This is a genomic window from Bombella pollinis, from assembly GCF_026385485.1.
Lineage (GTDB): Bacteria > Pseudomonadota > Alphaproteobacteria > Acetobacterales > Acetobacteraceae > Bombella > Bombella pollinis.
This window is the reverse complement of record NZ_JANIDX010000004.1, coordinates 183535-203121: the sequence shown is the minus strand read 5'-3', so window position 1 is coordinate 203121 and position 19587 is coordinate 183535. Positions and strand designations below refer to the sequence as shown.

At 52.6% G+C, this 19587-nt stretch carries 18 protein-coding genes; 6 read left to right on the top strand and 12 right to left on the bottom strand.

Features of this window, described 5'->3' with window-relative positions:
* The 7 genes from NQF89_RS05515 to NQF89_RS05485 form a co-directional block, all read right to left on the bottom strand.
* A complete protein-coding gene (locus tag NQF89_RS05515; protein WP_099025979.1) occupies positions 1–1377 on the bottom strand; it encodes a pyruvate dehydrogenase complex E1 component subunit beta in 1377 nt (458 codons plus the stop codon).
* A 3-nt stretch (positions 1378–1380) separates the two neighbouring features.
* Entirely contained in the window at positions 1381–2385 is a 1005-nt protein-coding gene (pdhA, locus tag NQF89_RS05510) for a pyruvate dehydrogenase (acetyl-transferring) E1 component subunit alpha (protein WP_099025980.1), read from the bottom strand.
* Positions 2386–2497: 112 nt separating this feature from the next.
* A complete protein-coding gene (trpC, locus tag NQF89_RS05505) occupies positions 2498–3460 on the bottom strand; it encodes an indole-3-glycerol phosphate synthase TrpC (RefSeq protein WP_196424590.1) in 963 nt (320 codons plus the stop codon).
* A 50-nt stretch (positions 3461–3510) separates the two neighbouring features.
* Positions 3511–4584, bottom strand: a complete 1074-nt coding sequence (trpD, locus tag NQF89_RS05500) for an anthranilate phosphoribosyltransferase (RefSeq protein ID WP_155579243.1) — start codon at positions 4582–4584, stop codon at positions 3511–3513.
* Positions 4584–5183, bottom strand: coding sequence for an anthranilate synthase component II (locus tag NQF89_RS05495; RefSeq protein WP_155579242.1), 600 nt, complete (start codon positions 5181–5183; stop codon positions 4584–4586). The genes trpD and NQF89_RS05495 overlap by 1 nt, the downstream gene beginning before the upstream one ends.
* 63 nt (positions 5184–5246) lie before the next feature.
* Positions 5247–6695 carry an anthranilate synthase component I family protein gene (locus tag NQF89_RS05490; RefSeq protein ID WP_266137706.1) on the bottom strand — a complete coding sequence of 483 codons (1449 nt, stop codon included), beginning with the start codon at positions 6693–6695 and terminating at the stop codon, positions 5247–5249.
* The gene (locus NQF89_RS05485) at positions 6695–8659 is read right to left on the bottom strand and encodes a peptidylprolyl isomerase (RefSeq protein ID WP_266137705.1); all 1965 of its coding nucleotides are present in this window, start codon (positions 8657–8659) and stop codon (positions 6695–6697) included. The genes NQF89_RS05490 and NQF89_RS05485 overlap by 1 nt, the downstream gene beginning before the upstream one ends.
* Positions 8660–8823: 164 nt before the next feature.
* On the opposite strand from NQF89_RS05485, the gene tpiA reads away from it, so the two are divergent.
* The 4 genes from tpiA (at position 8824) to kdsA (ending at position 12568) form a co-directional block, all read left to right on the top strand.
* On the top strand, positions 8824–9618 hold the full coding sequence (tpiA, locus tag NQF89_RS05480) for a triose-phosphate isomerase (RefSeq protein ID WP_155579240.1): 795 nt from the start codon (positions 8824–8826) through the stop codon (positions 9616–9618).
* A gap of 18 nt (positions 9619–9636) precedes the next feature.
* Entirely contained in the window at positions 9637–10020 is a 384-nt protein-coding gene (secG, locus tag NQF89_RS05475) for a preprotein translocase subunit SecG (RefSeq protein WP_266137704.1), read from the top strand.
* A gap of 80 nt (positions 10021–10100) precedes the next feature.
* Positions 10101–11744, top strand: a complete 1644-nt coding sequence (locus NQF89_RS05470) for a CTP synthase (RefSeq protein WP_155573058.1) — start codon at positions 10101–10103, stop codon at positions 11742–11744.
* The gene (gene kdsA, locus NQF89_RS05465; RefSeq protein ID WP_266137703.1) at positions 11741–12568 is read left to right on the top strand and encodes a 3-deoxy-8-phosphooctulonate synthase; all 828 of its coding nucleotides are present in this window, start codon (positions 11741–11743) and stop codon (positions 12566–12568) included. The genes NQF89_RS05470 and kdsA overlap by 4 nt, the downstream gene beginning before the upstream one ends.
* Here the strand turns inward: kdsA and NQF89_RS05460 are convergent.
* Positions 12559–13041, bottom strand: coding sequence for a DUF3429 domain-containing protein (locus tag NQF89_RS05460; RefSeq protein ID WP_155579238.1), 483 nt, complete (start codon positions 13039–13041; stop codon positions 12559–12561). The two genes, kdsA and NQF89_RS05460, sit on opposite strands and share 10 nt — an antisense overlap.
* Positions 13042–13154: 113 nt before the next feature.
* On the opposite strand from NQF89_RS05460, the gene eno reads away from it, so the two are divergent.
* Together eno and NQF89_RS05450 are read left to right on the top strand one after the other, a co-directional pair.
* Positions 13155–14438, top strand: coding sequence for a phosphopyruvate hydratase (gene eno / locus NQF89_RS05455; protein ID WP_155579237.1), 1284 nt, complete (start codon positions 13155–13157; stop codon positions 14436–14438).
* 140 nt (positions 14439–14578) lie between these two features.
* The gene (locus NQF89_RS05450; protein WP_266137702.1) at positions 14579–14905 is read left to right on the top strand and encodes an FtsB family cell division protein; all 327 of its coding nucleotides are present in this window, start codon (positions 14579–14581) and stop codon (positions 14903–14905) included.
* Between the two features lie 81 nt (positions 14906–14986).
* Here NQF89_RS05450 and rpmG read toward each other — a convergent pair whose 3' ends face one another.
* The 4 genes from rpmG to uvrC form a co-directional block, all read right to left on the bottom strand.
* The gene (gene rpmG / locus NQF89_RS05445; RefSeq protein WP_043561310.1) at positions 14987–15154 is read right to left on the bottom strand and encodes a 50S ribosomal protein L33; all 168 of its coding nucleotides are present in this window, start codon (positions 15152–15154) and stop codon (positions 14987–14989) included.
* A 148-nt stretch (positions 15155–15302) separates the two neighbouring features.
* Positions 15303–16838 carry a hypothetical protein gene (locus NQF89_RS05440; protein WP_266137701.1) on the bottom strand — a complete coding sequence of 512 codons (1536 nt, stop codon included), beginning with the start codon at positions 16836–16838 and terminating at the stop codon, positions 15303–15305.
* Positions 16839–16958: 120 nt separating this feature from the next.
* On the bottom strand, positions 16959–17525 hold the full coding sequence (pgsA, locus tag NQF89_RS05435) for a CDP-diacylglycerol--glycerol-3-phosphate 3-phosphatidyltransferase (protein ID WP_266137731.1): 567 nt from the start codon (positions 17523–17525) through the stop codon (positions 16959–16961).
* Between the two features lie 41 nt (positions 17526–17566).
* On the bottom strand, positions 17567–19453 hold the full coding sequence (gene uvrC, locus NQF89_RS05430; protein WP_407652353.1) for an excinuclease ABC subunit UvrC: 1887 nt from the start codon (positions 19451–19453) through the stop codon (positions 17567–17569).
* Positions 19454–19587: the final 134 nt, after the last annotated feature.

Sequence of the window (19587 nt, the reverse complement as noted above, 5' to 3'; positions counted from 1 at the left end):
TTAGTCTCCCAACTGCTTACGCACAGCCTCAACAATCCACTCAGGCTTAGGCAGGGCCAGTTTCTCTAAATTCGCAGCATAAGGCAAAGGAATATCCAACCCGCATACACGCGCTGGCGGGGCGTCTAGCCAATCAAATGCTTGCTCCACCGCGATGGTGCAAATCTCGGATCCAATACCCGCTACAGGCCAGCCTTCCTCAACCGAGACAATCCGGTTGGTTTTCTTCACGCTCTTGATGATCGTTTCCGTATCAAGCGGACGGAGCGAACGGAGGTTAATCACCTCAGCCTCAATGCCTTGTGCAGCAAGCTGCTCTGCGGCCTCTAGCGCAACACCCACCATGATGGAGAACGCCACCAAGGTGACATCCTTCCCTTCGCGCTCGATTTTAGCCTTACCGATGGGCAGAACAAAATCCTCATCCACCGGGCAAGGGAACTTCTTGCCATAGAGAATCTCATTCTCCAGCACCACGACAGGGTTCGGGTCCCGAATAGCAGCACGAAGCAGCCCCTTCGCATCCGCCGCAGACCATGGCGCGACAACTTTAAGGCCGGGAATATGCGCGTACCAACTGCCAAAACATTGGGAATGTTGCGCCCCTACACGCGCCGCTGCCCCATTCGGCCCACGAAAAACAATCGGGCACGACATTTGTCCACCGGACATATAACGCGTTTTCGCTGCGGAGTTGATAATGTGGTCCACCGCTTGGAGGGAAAAGTTCATCGTCATGAACTCAACAATCGGCTTCACACCAGAGAGAGCCGCCCCGACAGCCATACCGGTAAAGCCATGCTCGGTAATGGGCATGTCCATAACACGCTTCTCACCGAACTCATCTAACAAGCCCTGACTAACCTTGTAAGCCCCTTGATATTGGGCGACTTCCTCACCTAGCAAAAAGACATCCTCATCACGGCGCATCTCCGCAGCCATCGCATCACGCAAAGCCTCGCGCACTGTAATGTCTGCTGTCTCACCCCATTCAGGCTCGACAAGCTCAGCAGTAGAGCGTTGAGCAGGGCCTTGCGGAGCAGATGCCGCCGCGTTGGGGACAATCTTCTCTACCTTGGGTGTGGGTTTGGCTTTTGAACCAAGGTCCAGCCCGTCCGCTGCGGAGGCATCCTCGCCTTCTTCCAACAGAACGGCAATAGGCGTGTTTACCGCCACATGCTCTGTACCTTCATCGATGAGAATACGGCCTAGCACGCCATCCTCGGCAGCTTCCATCTCCATCGTGGCTTTGTCAGTCTCGATCTCTGCGATAACCTCGCCAGAGCGAACAGCATCACCCTCTTTTTTAACCCAACGGGCCAGAGTCCCTTCCTCCATTGTAGGGGAAAGAGCGGGCATAAGAATTGGAGAGGCCATGGCTTATTCTCCCACCAGAACATCAGTCCACAGCTCGGAAGCATCCGGCTCTGGGCTTGTTTCGGCAAATTCGGCTGCGTCCTTTACAACGGCCTTCACGTCGTGATCCACAGTTTTGAAGAACGATTCATCAATTCCCTGTTTAATCATCTCCGCCTTTAACGATTCAATCGGGTCACGCGTTTGGCGCATCTCATCCACCTCCGAACGCTGGCGATATTTCGCCGGGTCAGACATGGAGTGCCCACGGTAACGATATGTTTCCATCTCTAACAAGAAAGGCCCTTTGCCAGAGCGACAATGCTCCATGGCCTCTTTTGCCGCTTGATAAACAGCAGCGACATCCATCCCATCTACTTTGCGTGATGGAATCCCCCACGGGGTAGCATTCTTTGAGAGGTCCTTAGAGGCAGAGGCACGCTCGATCGATGTCCCCATGCCGTAACGGTTATTCTCAATCACATAAAGGCACGGCAATTTATGCAGAGCGGCAAGGTTGAAACTCTCATAAACCTGCCCTTGGTTGGAGGCACCCTCCCCAAAATACACAATGGAGATAGCCCCGTCCTTTTTATACGCGCTGGTAAGGGCAAGGCCTGTCCCTAACGCCACTTGCGCGCCAACGATGCCGTGCCCCCCATAGAACTCTTGCTCCTTAGAGAACATATGCATAGAGCCGCCCTTCCCGTGGGAATACCCACCAGAACGACCCGTAAGCTCGGCCATCACGCCGCGCGCTGTCATCCCAGCAACGAGCATCTGCCCATGATCGCGATAAGAGGTAATGGAACGATCACCCTTCTTCATCGCAAGGCCAATCCCTGCGACAACGGCCTCTTGACCAATATAGAGATGGCAGAACCCGCCAATCAGCCCCATACCGTATAATTGACCGGCTTTCTCCTCAAAACGGCGTACAAGGAGCATCTCCCTATAAGCACGTTCCATTTCCTCCTTCGATAGCACCGGGCCATTCTGGCGGTTCGGCGCATCCGTCATAGAACCCATGACACTCTCCCAGGATTGCAATTTTACAATGGAGCGGAGTTGTAACAACACTCCTCCCCAAATACCAGCATTTCACACATTAACGCGGCATTTTATACCAACACAGTACTCTTTAGAAACCTAATAGTCGGCGCGCTGCGAGGCCGGGGTCTTCCTCCCGCAATAATGATTCACCTACGAGAACAGCACTACATCCAGCTTCACCAACCTTTGCCAAATCCTCCGATGTCGCAATCCCACTCTCTGAGACAACGAGACGATCAGGCGGCACTTGCGGGGCAAGGTCTAATGTTGTTTGGATGTCCGTCTTTAATGTCTTCAAGTTACGGTTATTAATACCAATGAGGAAGCTATCATAAGCAAGAGCCTTATTAAGCTCCTCCTCATTATGGACCTCCAACAATACATCCATATCCAGCCCTCGCGCGAGAGCGATAAGCTCGGCTGTTTGTTCTTCCTTCAAAATAGCCATAATCAAAAGGATGCAATCTGCCCCAATCAAACGGCTCTCATGCACCTGCCACGGCTCTAAAATGAAGTCCTTCCGCAAAATCGGTAGGCTACAGGCTTCACGGACGGCTTTTAAATCTTCCACACTCCCATGGAAGCATGACCCTTCCGTCAGAACAGAAATACAGCTTGCCCCTGCCCGCTGATACGATAAAGCAATTTGAGCAGGGTCATAATCGGGCCGCAAAATACCTGCAGAGGGGGACGCCCGCTTCACCTCAGCAATCAACCCAACGCGCTTATCTGCCGTAATATGCTGCAAAGCCTGCCCAAAACCACGGGTCGGCATGGAGACCTCTTTTGCCTTCGCAGCAATCTCCTTGAGGGGCAACACCTGCATCCGTTGTTCGACATCAAGGCGAGTCCGCGCGCAAATACGTTCCAACACACTGGCCCCGTTATCCGCAGCGGCACTATCCCCTCCGTCTACAGAGGGTGGAGTAGCATCTTCCGATTTAGCGGCCTCTGCTACATCACCCCCAGCTGGGGACTCAGATATTGGCGATTGTCCTGCATCATCAGCAGGAGCAAAAGCAGCCATCGACCGCTGTGGCAAGAAAATCATGATCGTCCTGAATCTTTACCTTAAAACAAATCACGAACGGTTTTACACGTTCAACTCTGTGCCCTTACACCCCTTTGGGCGCGGATTAAAGCCTCCTGTGCGTCTCCTTCATCCAAAGAGTGCGCCGCTTGAGCAATGTTGCGCCGCAATGCGGGGACGGAAAGCGCACCATTCTCTAACAAATTACCACGCCCTGCGACATGTAGGCCTATCGCGGCATTTAACAAAACGGTGTCCCGGTAACAGCCTTTTTCTCCGGCAAATAAACGCTTCATCGCCTGCGCATTTGCCTGTGCGTCCCCGCCTTTTAGGGCAGCAATCTCATAACAGGGTAAGCCTGCCATCTCGGGCGTGATATCAAAAGAGAATATCTGACCAGCCTCCCACACCTCATTATGCGTGGGACCTGCTAAAGTGAGCTCATCAATGCCACCTTCATCCGTATGGCCATGCACCACCCAAATAGACGTACCGCCCAACTCCCCCAAAACCTGCGCAACAGGCTGGCACCACGTTTCATCAAACACGCCAACCAACTGTCGCCGCACCCGCGCAGGATTACAAAGCGGGCCGAGCAAATTAAATAACGTCCTAAACCCCAAACCTTTCCGCACTGGGGTAGCAATCCGCATCGCCGGATGGTGATAAGGTGCTGCAAGGAATGCAAGGCCATCCTCCCGCAGACGCGTCTCCTGCACAACATGACTAGCCTCAGCAGGGATGCCCAATGCTTCCAACACATCAGTTGCCCCTGCACGGGAGGATAAGGCACGCCCCCCATGTTTCGCCACAGGCACACCAAGCCCCGCCAAAACAAAGGCTGTCGCGGTGGAGACATTCAACGTCCCCAGCCCATCGCCCCCCGTCCCGCATACATCTACGGTATCGTCAGGAACATCCTTTAAAGCTTGCATCGCACGACGCACAGCGCGTACCGCACCAGAAAGCTCGGCAGACGTCTCCCCGCGCATGTAAAGAGCGGTCAAGAACGCAGAAAGCTCAATCTCCGAGACATGCTCCCCCATAATGAGCGTAAAGGCAGCTTCGGCCTCCTCAGCACTCAAGGCTTGACCTAAAACAACCTTACTCAAAAACGGTGTGAAAGGCGTCCCCTGCCGTGCCATTAACTCACTGCACCTTTATGGGGTGGTAGGACATGAGCAAGACGCAAGAAATTCGCAAGCAATTCCCGCCCGGAATGAGAGGCAATACTCTCTGGATGAAATTGTACGCCATGGATAGGATAATCCCGATGCCGCACCCCCATCACCACACCATCTTCTGTCCGCGCATTAACGATAAGCGAATCGGGAATAGTCGCCGGGTCTAGCGTTAGGCTATGATAGCGCACCATATCCACCGGATTAGGCAACCCTGCAAAAACCCCACTTCCATCATGATGAATGGCGTTAATCTTGCCATGCATTGGCACATCTGCCCGCACAACATCTGCCCCAAAGACCTGCCCTATCGCCTGATGCCCAAGACAAACCCCCAAAACAGGCACCTTGCCCGCTGCTTTTTCGATCAACGCGCAGCAAATCCCCGCTTCATCAGGTGAGCAAGGACCGGGGGATAGCACAATCGCAGAAGGCTCCATCGCCAAAGCATGCTCTACAGTGAGGGCATCATTCCGCTTCACCGCACATTCCACCCCTAACGCCCCAAAATGATGGACCAAATTAAAGGTGAAGCTATCATAATTATCAATCAACAAAATCATCTGGCTGTCTCCTCAATCGCAGCACATTTTGCTGTTATCTCAGATGAGGTGTCGCGCGGCATTTTACATCCCCCTCGGGGCAGAATGCTTTTGCTGCCCTACATGCACCGCTTGCTCAATCGCTGCTTCTGCTGCGCTAAAGAGCGCACGTGCCTTCGCTCTCGTCTCTTGATACTCCGCCTCGGGGTTGGATTCAGCCACGACACCACAACCGGCCTGTACATACATATGCCCGTCTTTCAGCAAGGCCATACGCAAGCCGATGCAGGTATCCATGTCCCCATCCGCACCAAAATAACCAACACACCCAGCATAGGGGCCACGCCGTGTTGGCTCTAGCTCATCAATAATCTCCATAGTGCGAATCTTTGGGGCCCCTGTGAGCGTCCCCGCTGGGAAAGCTGCCGAGAGGGCCTCCAACGCACCGCATTCCGCTTTTACCTTCCCCGTCACGGTGGAGGAAATATGCATGACATGGCTATAACGCTCCACCACGAAGCGTTCTGGCACCTCTACCGTGCCAAGCTGTGCTACGCGGCCAACGTCATTACGCCCTAGGTCAATCAACATAAGATGCTCGGCAAGCTCCTTGCCATCGGCAAGAAGTTCTTTCTCCAAAGCAAGGTCATGCGCACGGTCCCGCCCACGCGGGCGCGTACCTGCCAGAGGACGCACCGTGACGACCCCTTGGCGCATCCGCACCAAAATCTCTGGCGAGGACCCAACAAGCGTAAAGCCCCCAAGGTCCATCAAGAATAAGAATGGTGCGGGGTTAATCCGCCGTAAGCTGCGATATAATGCCAAACCGGAAAGGGGAAAGGGCGTTGTAAAACGCTGGCTTGGCACAATTTGGAAGGCATCACCCGCCGCAATATAATCCTGCGCTTTTTTGACATTCTGCAAAAAAGCTTCATGCGTGATGTTGGAGACAGGCTCCGCCAGTGTCGTCCCTTCAGGGAGGGATTCGGCAGGGTCCGCTACAGGTTGACGCAAGGCCCCCACTGCTTTGGCTAGCAAAGCCTCGCCATCTTGCTCTGTCGTCCCCTCACGCAGCGGTGTGGCTAAAATCAACTCATCCCGCACTGTATCAAATACAGCAAAAAGCCGCGGACGAATCATCACCCCTTCGGGGAGGCTCAGGTCATTAGGCGGGGGATTAGGTAAATCCTCCATCTGCCGAACCATATCATAACCCAACACCCCAAAGACGCCGCCAATCATCGGCGGCAAGCCTTCTGGCAAGGGCATCCGGCTTTCATCCAACAAAGCTTTAAGCGAGGTCAGAGGGGCTACTGCCTCCGGCTTGCCATCCCGAAAGGCCTGCCCATCTTGGCACCGCCAAACCGTATCGGGCAGCAAAGCGATAATGGAATAACGCCCCCGCGCGGCCCCACCTTCTACACTCTCAAAAAAGAGACGGTAAGGATCATCAGCGAGGCGAGATAAACGCAGGAATACAGAGAGCGGAGTAAGAAGGTCTGCCGCTTCTACCCTATGAAGAATCTTACACACTACTGCCCAAACCTTCCTGAAACACTGCTGAAGACCCGATTATTAATGTCATCAAACAAAGCGGCATTAAAGTGCCGCGGCGGGGCGGAGCGCGTATAAGACATGCCTAATGTCTCACGCACATCACTCCGATATGCTTCCGCCAGTTGGCTCGTGATATTCTGGCGCAATGTAGTTGTGAAACTCGGCGATTCCTCATAGCTGCCCGTCACATTCACCAACCAATAGGCATCCCCCTCTTGGAGCATAACGGTCTCACCCTCTTTCTGCTCCATAGCGGCACGAAGAATAAGAGCAGGAACATCCTGACGTTGCTGAAGACGCGGGAAATGCTCATCCTTTTGCAGAAGGGACGCCTCACCTTGCCCATCCACTGCACGGCGCAAGCCATCAGTTTTAGCATGCTGATACAGGCTGGTTGCGCGTTGCTCCATCGCATGTTTACGCGCATCATCAAGCCATGCCTCTTTAACCTTATCGCCCATTTCCTCATAGCTGCCTTGGTGGGCTGGTACGATATTATCCACCAAGACCGCAAAAGCACTCCCATCAGGCTGGGTAACAATATGAGGAGGTTCATCTTTCTTTTGGCTAAAGACCTGTTGCAACAACGCCTCACGCAAAGCAGCATCACCCGGCAGAGGAGCCGGCTCCCCGCTAGGGATATTGCCTCTCTCATCCATTGTGCCTGCCAAAGGAAATGCCCCAATATCTGCGGGAATCTGCTCTAATGTGGCAGATTTTGCCACTTCCTCCTCCAAGATCCGCACACGCTCTTGAAGCAGCGGAATGGCACGGGCATTAGCGATATCCTCCCTTAAACCTTCTTTCATATCAGCAAGATTGGCATGATGTGCAGGTTTTACAGAGATAACATGCACTACACTCCATCCGGCTGCCGTCTGAATAGGATCAGAAACCGCCCCCGCCTCTGTAGCAAAAACGGCTTTACCTAATGTTGGGTCTGGGAAGTCTGCTATCCGAGCGTCATTCAAGGAGGCAGGAATCGCACTCGGATGCTGTTTTTGCAACGCATCCCACGTCGCTCCCTTCTTCCACGCTGTCGCAATTTGCAAAGCAAGAGCTTTGTCTGTTACAGCGAGAACCTCCACCGTTCGTAGCTCTGGCGTATTATAACGCGCAGCTTGGGCAGGGTCTGTCATCTTCTGCGCAAAGGCAGCTTTCAAGTCATCATCTGAAACGCTAATGGTCTTCGCCACACTGCCTGCTGTTATCACAACTAGGCGTGCATGCCTGTATTCTGGCACACGAAATTGCCAGAGATGATTCTGATAATACCGCTTTAATTGCTCAGCTGTCGGCTGGGTTGCAACCTCTCCCAAGGAGAAAGGCAGGCGAATCATATCCACCACACGCCCATGGCTGAAAAAATTCACCATCCAATCAACTTGTGCATTCGGGGCGACCAACCCCTGACCAAAACTATACATCGTTGCGGCGGCATAAAGCATGCTCCGCGTCTCATTTACCAAACTCTGATGGTCGAGCTGATTGCCCTTCAGCACAGCTTCCATCTTCTGCGGGTCAAACTTGCCTGTTGGATCCTGAAAGATCGGCATCGAGAATACTGCAGAGCGAATCGTATCATCGCTAGGATTAAGGCCATTACGCCGCCCAGCAACCTCACCTTCTTGCGTCAAGATAAGGCTACGCAACGCTGTATGACCAAGCTCCCCCCGCGCTTGCGGAGCTTTAAGAATCTCTGGAGAGCCACCATTCTGCTGAATGGCATAAGCGATTTGCCGTTGTATTGCCTGCTGCATCTCAATGGGTGTGACTTTGTGGGAGCCAATCTGCACCACAACATCCCCACTGAGGCCGATACCTCCCCCACCAATACTGAAGAAAGTACCCCCCAAAACAATAAAGGAGGCAAAGACTAACAAGGCAATGACCCGACCCAACCAAGAGTCAACCAGGAAATGACGCAGAGCAGTAATCATCGAAAGCGCGTATCACTTATCTAATGGTGGAATGGCGTTAAGCGGAAAAACCCGCTAAGCTACCCTAGCATAGAGATGCTGAGACAAATTGACCAGCGCGCCATGGCTATCATTTGCATGATAACGCGATGAAGTACGCCATAGCGAAACCGGGGGAGAGCAGAATGACCACTGTACCCAAATTCGTCATTGGGAACTGGAAGATGCAGGCCCGCCACGAATATGGCCTAGAGCTTGCACGCGGAGTTGCTCAAGGATTAAGGGACAATCCTCCGCCTAGCCACCTCCACACCATCCTATGCCCACCCTTTACTCAACTAGCTGGGGTTCATAGCGAGCTTGATGAAATTGGCCTACCAAATGAGCAGCTCGCTTTAGGGGCGCAAGATTGTTATCCAGCAGCATCAGGGCCTTTTACGGGGGATATTTCCCCGCAGATGATCAAAGCTCTAGGGGCTAGCTATGTCATCCTTGGCCATTCTGAACGCCGCCAGAATCATGGTGAAACAGATGCCGTGATTCGCCAGAAGGTCAAAGCCGCTACGGCTGCGGGCGTGACCCCGATTGTCTGTATTGGCGAGCACCTTGCTGAACGTAATGAGGGCCGTGCGGCAAGTGTCCTTGCCAGCCAAATTGAAGGCTCTCTTACAAGAGGCTTCCGCGGAATCGTTGCTTATGAGCCTGTTTGGGCCATTGGTAGTGGGATTACCCCTTCCCATGAGGAACTCCAAAGGAAGCTAACTCTCATTCGTGCTTTATTGCCTATGCGCTTGATGACAGATGACATTCGCGTCCCGGTCCTGTATGGCGGGTCCGTAACATCTGTACAAGCCCCTTCCATTATGTCTATCGAAGCCGTAGATGGAGTGCTTGTTGGCAGTGCTAGTTTGGAGGCGCAGAGCTTCTTAGATATTATCACCGCTGCGGCTGAGGCCACGACGCCTCAACTGACTTCGTAACTTTTGGACCCTGATTGAATGACCACATTATTGCTTATCCTCACTGTTCTGGTTGCCCTAGCCCTTATCGGCGTTATCCTGATTCAGCGTAGCGAAGGCGGTGGTCTTGGCGTTGGCAATAGTCAGGGTCTTGGCTCTTTTATGTCTGGGCGTGGCACGGCTACTTTGCTCACCCGTAGTACGGCGGTGCTAGCTGCCCTGTTTATGATTCTCTGCTTAGTCCTTGCCATCTTGAATCGCGGAGCCTCCTCTGGTGCGAGCAATGGGCGTGATATTCTCGCTCATCCGCCTGTATCCCAACCAGCTGCACAAACTGCACCGCAAGCAGCGGCCCCGCAGGCTCCTACTGCTCCCGCACAGACGCAGGGACAGACACAAAATGAGCAAACACCTGCTCATTAATTTTAGGGCACTAATTTTAGGGGAAGTTAAGCCATAATCTACTTCCCCTTCCCTGCCTCTTCGCTATATAAGGGCCTCCCATGACGCGCTTTGTTTTTGTGACGGGTGGGGTTGTATCCTCCCTCGGTAAAGGTATCGCCTCGGCAGCTCTGGCTGCCCTCCTCCAAGCTCGTGGGCATAAAGTCCGCATTCGGAAGCTGGACCCTTATCTCAATGTTGATCCAGGCACGATGAGCCCTTATCAGCACGGGGAGGTGTTCATCACCGATGATGGTGCTGAGACAGACCTTGATCTCGGCCATTATGAGCGTTTCACCGGGGAGCATGCTCGCCGCTCCGACAACACCACAACGGGGCGGATTTACTCCAACGTCATCGCGCGCGAGAGGCGCGGCGATTATCTTGGGGCTACAGTTCAGGTCATCCCGCATATTACCGATGCGATTAAAGAGGCCGTTGTCTCCGATACTGATGGCTATGACTTCGTCCTTGTCGAGATTGGCGGGACAGTCGGCGATATTGAGAGCCTGCCCTTCCTAGAGGCGATTCGCCAATTACGGAATGATTTGGGCCATGAGAACACGATGTGCGTGCATCTCACCCTTCTGCCCTATATCCCCTCCGCGGGAGAATTAAAGACCAAGCCAACGCAACATTCTGTCAAAGAATTGCAAAATGTTGGCTTACAACCACAGATTCTCCTCTGCCGGTCCGATAGACCCATCCCGCAAACAGAGCGGCAAAAAATTGCCAGCTTCTGTAATGTTCGTCCTGAAGCTGTCATTGCCGCTTTAGATGTCGATACAATCTATGCCTGCCCTATTGCGTATCATGAACAAGGGATGGACCGCGAAGTCCTCCGTTATTTTGGCCTGCCACATGATACCGCACCAGACCTCTCCCGCTGGGAGAAGATTGTCCGTGGTGTGCGTGAGCCTAAAGGGGAAGTACGCATCGGGATTGTTGGTAAATACACGGCCTTACTCGATAGCTACAAATCCCTTGCCGAAGCGTTGCTCCATGGTGGAATCGCCCAAGATGTGCGCGTCCATATGAACTGGATTGATGCAGAAAATCTGGAAGACCCCGCCCAACTTGAGAACCAGCTACGCGGCATGGATGGCATCCTCGTTCCCGGTGGGTTCGGCGAGCGTGGTTCGGAGGGGAAAATCAATGCCGTGCGTTATGCGCGGGAAAACCGTATCCCCTTCCTCGGCATCTGCTTTGGGATGCAAATGGCCGTTATCGAATGTGCCCGCTCCCTCGCCGGGTTGAAAAAAGCCTCCTCTACCGAGTTCGGCCCTACAGAAGAACCGTTAGTCGGGCTAATGACGGAATGGGCCCGTGGGACAGAGCTACTCCGCCGCCGCGAAGGGGGCGATTTGGGCGGGACTATGCGCGTAGGGGCCTACCCGGCTAAGCTGGTCGAAGGCTCTCGCGTGGCGGCCATTTACGGTAAAACCGACATCCGCGAACGCCATCGCCATCGCTGGGAAGTGAACGTTCATTATCGTGAAGTGCTGGAGAAAACCTCTCTCCGCTTCTCTGGCATGTCGCCTGATGGTGTTCTGCCTGAAGTTGTTGAATATCCTGACCATCCCTGGTTCATCGGTGTGCAATATCACCCAGAATTGCTCTCTAAACCCTTTGACCCACACCCTCTCTTTAGCGGGTTTATCGGGGCGGCCAAAAAAGAGCATCAAACACGGGAGGATAAGGCGTGAATGTTCCTTTAGGGACATTCAGCCTAGGGCAGGATCAGCCCTTTCGCCTTATTGCTGGGCCGTGCCAAATCGAATCGCGTGACCACGCTTTCTTCATGGCGGAGGCGTTAAGCACGCTCTGCCGTGAGTTGGGTATCGACCTCATTTATAAAAGCAGCTTCGATAAAGCGAACCGCACCTCCCTCCGCGCTGCGCGTGGTGTGGGAATAGTAGAGGGGCTTAAAATCCTCGCCGATATTCGCGCTCATTTTTCAATCCCCGTTCTCACTGATGTCCACGCCCCTGAGCAATGTGCCCCGGTAGCAGAAGCTGTGGATGTCCTTCAGATTCCTGCTTTTCTCTGTCGGCAAACGGACCTCCTCATCGCAGCGGGAAAAACCGGCAAGGTTGTGAATGTAAAAAAAGGGCAGTTCCTCGCCCCCTACGATATGAAACATATCGTTGAAAAGCTGGAATCCACCGGTAATCACCGCATCCTCCTTTGTGAACGCGGGACATGTTTTGGTTATGGGATGCTTATTAACGATATGCGCGCCCTGCCGATTATGGCCCAGACGGGCTATCCTGTTGTGTTCGACGCCACTCATTCCGTCCAGCAACCCGGTGGGTTAGGCCATGCAACTGGTGGGCAGAGGGAGTTTGTCGCCCCCCTCGCCCGTGCGGCTGTTGCAACGGGAGTGAGTGCGCTATTCATCGAGACGCACCAGACCCCTGATACCGCTCCTAGTGATGGCCCTACGATGATCCCCCTTGCCGATATGCGCGCTTTGTTAGAGCCGCTCATCGGCATAGACCGTTTGGTAAAGCAAGGCTCTCAGAACTGACCTTGCGGAGAAAGAAGCGCGAGCGTGAAGCCAATCACGCATAAAATGCTGCTAATCACCCGTACCAGAAAATAACCGGGCGGGAAGTCACCATGCCGGTTTGCGAGTCGTTCTAATAAGATGAGGCTGAGAAAGCCCCCTATTTCCAGCGCAAAACCTATTTTTAAAGAGCCAGAGGCCCCAACACCCATGGCTAACCATCCCCATAAAAACGCAAAACACCCCAAGAGAATCGCCCGCTTATCACGCAGGCTTTCCCTTTTCGGGAGGATGATGGTGGGCTTGCAGGCTAAGAAACCCCAATTCATCGCCCCATAAAAGGGTAAGAGACAGCCCCCATACGTAAGCAAAACGAGTGTTAAATGCGGCAGAGACATGACAATCCCCGCCAAAAAGAGCCAGCCGCCCATTAACAAAGGCAAAACACCGCCAAGCACAATAAGCATGGCTGCCGTGACAGGAAATTGTCGCATCTTAATTGACCTCAGGCCCGGTTTTTGAGACTAAAATAAGGTGTAAGCGGATGTTGCTTCGCGCCTGATGATAGGCCGTGCAGGCTCCGCCGCATAGAGTCAGGAGAAGTCCCTTGAGCGCAATTGTTGATATTATTGCCCGCGAAATTCTGGACAGCCGTGGTAACCCGACTGTTGAGGTAGATGTTGAACTAGCCTCCGGTGTGACCGGCCGCGCTGCTGTTCCCTCTGGTGCCTCCACCGGTGCCCACGAAGCTGTGGAGCTGCGCGATGGCGACAAAAAACGCTTCCACGGTAAGGGCGTCCTGAAGGCTGTCAACGCTGTTAACACAGAGATTGCCGATAAGCTGCGTGGCATGGAATCTGAAGACCAGATTGCCATTGATAAAGCCATGATTGAGCTGGATGGCACACCAAATAAAGGCCGCTTGGGTGCAAACGCCATCCTCGGTGTTTCCCTCGCTGTTGCCCGCGCTACAGCTGAGGAGCTGGACCTGCCGCTATACCGCTATGTCGGTGGCACATTTGCTCATGTTCTGCCCGTCCCGATGATGAACATCATCAATGGTGGTGAGCATGCTGATAATGCTATCGACTTCCAAGAGTTCATGATCCAGCCAGTCGGTGCTTCCTCCGTTGCAGAAGCTATCCGTATGGGGTCTGAAATCTTCGCTTGTTTGAAGAAAGAGCTGCACAAGAATGGCCTGAACACCAATGTGGGTGACGAAGGTGGGTTTGCGCCTAACCTAAACTCCACAGAAGATGCTCTCGGCTATATCGAGAAAGCCGTTAAAGATGCTGGCTATAGCTTTGGTAAAGACATTACCCTTGCTATGGACTGCGCTTCCACAGAGTTCTACAAGAACGGCCGTTACGAGATGAAGGGTGAAGGCAAGAGCTTCTCCTCCAGCGAGATGGTCGATTATCTGGAAGGCCTGACCAAGAAGTTCCCGATTGTTTCCATCGAGGATGGTCTTGCTGAGGATGACTGGGAAGGTTGGCAGGAGCTTACAAAGCGTCTCGGCGACAAGATTCAGCTCGTTGGTGACGATTTGTTCGTAACAAACCCTGAGCGTCTTGCTGAAGGCATTGAGAAGGGCGTTGCTAACTCCCTACTCGTCAAGGTTAACCAGATTGGCTCTCTGACAGAGACATTGCGTGCTGTGGAAATGGCTCAACGCGCTGGCTACACGACTGTGATGAGCCATCGCTCTGGTGAGACAGAGGATTGCACCATTGCTGACCTCGCCGTTGCTGTGAACACAGGGCAGATCAAGACAGGTTCCATGTCCCGCTCTGACCGTATGGCAAAATACAACCAGCTGATCCGCATTGAGCAGCAGCTTGGTGATAGCGCACAATATGCTGGTCGCAACATCCTGAAGACACGCAAGTAATCTTCAGCCATAGGCCATTGGTCTAAAAGAAACCCCGCCCACAAGGCGGGGTTTTTTTATGTCCTCTGCGTAACTTGCTTGTTGCAAAAATCCTTTATAGGGTGATTCCGTGATTTTATTTACGAGACGTTAAGGGGGATATGGTGTTCGTCTTTTTACGGCGCAGCGTAAGAGCTATCTGTGCCCCTCTCCTCTTTCTTCTCCTAGCGGCCTATTTCATCTGGAACGCCCTTCATGGCGAGTTAGGGATTAGGGCCTATCAGCACCAAAAGACCCTACAGGCAGAGGCGCAGCTAGCCTTAGCTAATGCCCATGCGGAGCAAAATATCTGGCGGCGGCGCGTTTTAGCCCTTAATGAAAATGCCCTCGACTCTGATATGTTGGACGAGCGAAGCCGCGCTATGCTGAATGATAGTCTCAAAGGCGATTTAGTCATTCCTTATGGGGATAAACACCCGCTTTATTAAACGCGTCTTCCCATCACCTCCAGATACAAAAAAAGCGGCCCAGAGTGAGCCGCCTTTTTTATAAGATTTCTACGAAGACCCTTACTTAATCTTCGCTTCGCGAAAGACCACATGCTTACGCACAACAGGGTCATACTTACGCACTTCCATCTTGCCTGTTGCTGTACGTGCGTTCTTCTTCGTCACATAAAAATAACCCGTATCTGCGGAAGAAACGAGACGGATCATGATAACATTTGTCTTAGCCATACTACCCTCGGACTGCTGCCGTGATGGGATGCCGCTTCACCATTATTCCAAGCAGCATATTCCCGAATACTTGGACGGGAGAATGATACCTTGTGCCTTTCAGGTCAAGCCTTTTTGGCAGAAGATTCCCCCTAAAAGCAATTATCTTTTATCTATCGCCAAAAGCATCCAAATCATTATAGCGATGACGAGACGCATGATGGCGAGAATGACCATGCTTTACAACACTATGTCCACGGTAGGATGTCCCTTTATGGTAACCGCCCTTCCGCCTCACTGTCATCGTATCTTCCTCTCCTACCCGCTCAGAGAGCTTAATCACATCGCCTTCCCAATCATATCGATTATTCTCTAGCTGTTGAGTAGGCCGTACATAATGCGGTTTTGCATACTCCTCCGTAAGACTTAAACTCTTATCAGAGTGGTGCGTTGTGGCCTTCTTAAAGGCACCACCGCGTATTTCGCTTACGACCTTAATTGTCCCATCCGGTCGGATAAAGGTATAGGTCCCATCCCCATTAGGAATAGAGACCGCCCCCGGTACAAGTGGCTCTACAACCGAAGCCTTTACGTTATCATGACGCCTAGAGACAGTAGAAGCTTTGGTTGCCTCCTCCCCAAAATCATTCCATTGCTGAGGGCTTGCTTCCACACGTTCCGTTTTAGGGGGTACAGTATTTGGCACGGCAGAGGCAATCGGTGCGCTATATGGCGTAGTCTTGGCCGGAGTCTTCTCATGCCTGCTACCATATTCATGTAGCGGCAATGCCCCACCACCAGCTGCGAAAACTGCAGCAACATCCTCACTATACCGAGACGCTTGTGCCGTTACAGGAGGCATCTTCTTCGCCTCCTCCTTGATGGGAGCGTGTACCGGTGCAGGCGGCACAATAACCGGCGCAACGGAAGATGGTGCTTTTTGCGAAGCGATAGGAGCCACAACAGGGGCAGCTGGCATTCTCTCCAGCTTAGCCATTGTCTCCTTATGTTCAGGCTGCGCGGTGGCCTGCCGAGTGGCAGGCAAAGGCGGCACCACAATAAGCGCAGCAGGTGGCGGCGGAGCGACATGCGCCTGCGGAGCTGGAGAAGATGTAGCCTCCTTCTGCACAACCTCCTGCGCCTGAGCCTGAGGCTGAGGCTGAGGCTGAGGCTGAGGCTGAGGCTTTATATCGGGAAGGGGAACAGAATCTACATGGCTTTCGGCCAACAAAGCCTTGGCAGATTGCTCCGCCTTTTTCTGATCCACTGGCTCTAGATAAGCATCAGCATTATCCTGCACATGCGATGGCAAAGGGGTTTCTGCTGGCATAATCGCTTTGCCAGATCCATAGCGTTTGCCAACATCCTCGCCTACCGCTAAACCCTGCCCATCAGCCAACTGATGCTTCAGGTCCGCCTCAAGCTGTGGCCTTAATTGATGCCACTTATTAATGAACTGACTATTGGAGCGGCTTACATCCTGTAAGCTTGGCACAGGCTCTGGCTGGCCGGGCCAAATATCGCCTTCCTCTGGAAGGATAGGGGTTGTACTCGCAACTTCGCCCCGCACACGGCGTGCCACTTCACTCTGTGCATCGGGAGAGTTAGGGTTGCCGATGGGGTTAAACATCTCCCCTGCACGCCTATCCCACCCCGTACAGCTTGCCGTTAAACACGATAAAATAACGAGACTAGCCCGCCTCATCCCATCGCCCTTGGGCATCATCCGGTGCATAATACGTGTTTTATAAGCAGGCTCTGACAAGAGAAGAAGGCGGTAAGCCCCTGCATGGCTATTTGATTTATCTGACTGATATCCCACCTTTTATACCCGCATCCGTGCCATAGTTGCTTTTAAATAACCTGTTCCTGTCAAAAGGGTAGGAATCACAGACAGCCAAAGCAATACTGCCCCCATAAACCCAAAATACCGGGCCACATCATGAAAAGAACTAATACCCCCTTGCCCAAGAATGAGCAAACCTATGGCCACCATTTGTATCCCCGTTTTCCATTTCGCCAAACGAGTTGAAGGGATTGTCTGATTTTGAGAGGCCATATATTCCCGCAACCCACTAATTAAAATCTCTCGCAACATAATCAAAATAGCTGCATAGAGGGACCAAAAATGCAAGCCTCCTAGCCCGGCGAGGGCTAAAAGCAAACTACCCACCAAGAGCTTATCTGCAATCGGGTCCATCATCCGGCCTAAGTCAGACGTTAAACCTTGCCTGCGTGCTAAGGCTCCGTCCAGATAATCCGTCACACATGCCCCAACATATAAGCAAAAAGCAATATCTGCCCAGATGCCACCACCAGCGAGGCACCCGATTAATAACGGGATCACAAGAATACGGAACAAAGTCAGAAGATTGGGAAGATTAAGCACTATGTATCCCTATCCGGCAGGCCATGCCCTAACTATGAATCTAGCTAGGGTTTTTCGGAGACGTCACTTTGCTCTCTTACCCATTCTGGATGGAAATATCCATAAATGACCTGCGCCATTTCACGATTAATTCCCGGTACATGTTCTAACTCCTCTATTGCCGCTTGGCGCACCTGCCGGACAGACCCAAAGCGTGTCAGCAATGCCTTCTTCCGTGCTGGGCCAATGCCGGGCACATCATCCAACCCTGAGCGCGTTAACGCCTTAGAGCGACCAGCCCTATGGGTTGTAATCACGAAGCGATGCGCCTCATCACGCAGGCGTTGTAGATAATATAAGACAGCATCATTAACAGGTAATTGAAATGGCTCCCGCCCTTCGACGAAAAACCACTCTCGCCCCGCATTGCGATCCACCCCTTTCGCAATCCCCACAATCGGAATGGAGGACAGGCCCTTCTCCTCAAGCATCTCTTTTACGACTCGTACTTGGCCTTTGCCGCCATCAATCAACAACAGATCTGGCCATGCCTCACTCCCTGCATCCTCCATACTTAATTGTGCAAAACGGCGGCTCATAACCTCCTTCATCATTCCAAAATCATCGCCCGGTGCCACAGGACCACGAATGGAAAACTTACGGTAAGCCCGTTTTACAAACCCCTCCGGCCCGCCAACAATCATCGCCCCATAAGGGGCTTGGCCCATCAGATGAGAGTTATCATACACTTCGATACGTTTTGGCGGCGCAGGAAGACCAAACAAATCCGCCACCTTTTCCAAAAGAGCCGCCTGTCCTGCTGTCTCTGCTAAGCGGCGTTCTAACGCTTCGCGCGCATTGAGGACGGCATGATCCAACACATCTTTTTTCTCCCCCCTTTGTGGTTGGAGTATCTGCACCTTATGCCCGCGCTGTAGTGTCAGAGCCTCCATCAACAAAGCATCCTCTTGCGGAGCAAGATTCGTCAATATCTGAGCGGGTGGTTGTTTATCCTCATAAAATTGCAATAAAAAAGCAGAAAGAACATCTGCCGCTGGCTCATCCTTCGCATGACGCGGATAGAAGGCGCGGTTCCCATTATTTCGTCCTCCTCGGATAAAGAAAACCTGTATGCAGCTCTGTCCCGCTTGCTGCCACAAAGCCACAACATCTGCTTCTCGAATAGTAATGGGATTAATCGCACCTGAGGCTCGAAGATTCGCAAAGCCGCGGATACGGTCCCGAATCAGCGCAGCACGCTCAAAAGCCATCTCCTCCGCGGCATCTTCCATCTCTTTTGTGAGCCGTTGTTGAAGCTCCCGCCCTCCACCGCTGAGGAACTCCTTCGTTTGTCCAACTAACGCTTGATATTCCTGCGCGCTAATCCGCTCCACACAGGGGGCAGAACAACGCTTAATTTGATAAAGCAAACAAGGCCTAGTGCGGGATTCAAACACGCTATCGGTGCATGTCCGCAGCATAAAAGCCCGTTGAATCACCTGAATCGTCTGATCCACCGCACGAGATGACGCAAAAGGCCCCCAATAAGTCGCCCCTTTTATCGGTTTCCCCCTTTGGCGCATTAGGCGAGGGTAAGCGTGGTCCCCACTTAGCAACAACCACGGGTAAGATTTATCGTCCCGCAAGAGGATATTAAAGCGTGGCTTCATCCGCTTGATGTAATTGGCCTCTAGCAACAAAGCTTCGGCCTCTGTCCTGGTGACGACAATCTCCATCCCCATAGTAAGCGTCACCATCAGACGAATACGTTCGGATAGGCGAGAGAGATGGGTATAAGAGGTTACACGTTTCTTAAGGTTTAGGGCCTTACCAACATAAAGCACCTCCCCCTTCGCCCCGACCATACGGTAGACGCCCGGACTGTCGGGGATTGTCTTCAGGGCCTTCCGAATCGCAGCCACACCGTGAGGGGATTCAGCCATAATGCTCATTTACCGCCAATTCTTCCTGATTTTATAAGGCTTAGCAAACTCATCCACTATTCCTGTGGAAAAAGCTGTGAATACCCCAAGGGTAAAACGCCGCATCGCAGAGTTTCTCTCCTTTTTGAGAGATTGCCTATTTT